Origin of the sequence: Gilvimarinus gilvus (assembly GCF_030518155.1) — a bacterium.
GTDB classification, from domain to species: domain Bacteria; phylum Pseudomonadota; class Gammaproteobacteria; order Pseudomonadales; family Cellvibrionaceae; genus Gilvimarinus; species Gilvimarinus gilvus.
The window spans coordinates 1-303 of record NZ_JAULRU010000453.1 but is presented as its reverse complement, the minus strand read 5'-3'; the positions used below and the strand labels follow the sequence as shown (position 1 = coordinate 303).

Sequence of the window (303 nt, the reverse complement as noted above, 5' to 3'; positions counted from 1 at the left end):
CCTTGCAGCACGTGGTCGGCCAGCCACTGCGGGCCAGAAACATAAGGCAGGCCCTTGTTCAGCACGTATTCAACCGCCGGGTTGCCGCGCGACATGGCGTTGCCGATCACCACCAGGTCGGGCGCCGGCTCCAGTTGAGCCGGGTCGTAGCCTTGGGTCAGCTCGATGCCCTGGGCTTCGAGCTGCGTGCTCATCGGCGGGTAGACGTTGGCGTCCGAACCGGTCACGCGATGGCCAAGCTCCTTGGCCAGCACTGCCAGCGAGCCCATGAAAGTGCCGCAAATACCGAGAATGTGAATATGC

General features: G+C 63.7%; 1 protein-coding gene. It reads right to left on the bottom strand.

Going from position 1 to position 303, the window contains the following annotated elements; translation table 11 throughout:
• Positions 1 to 303 (bottom strand): Mur ligase domain-containing protein (locus QWI17_RS08840; RefSeq protein WP_302722154.1); only part of this gene is annotated, 303 nt, incomplete at both ends.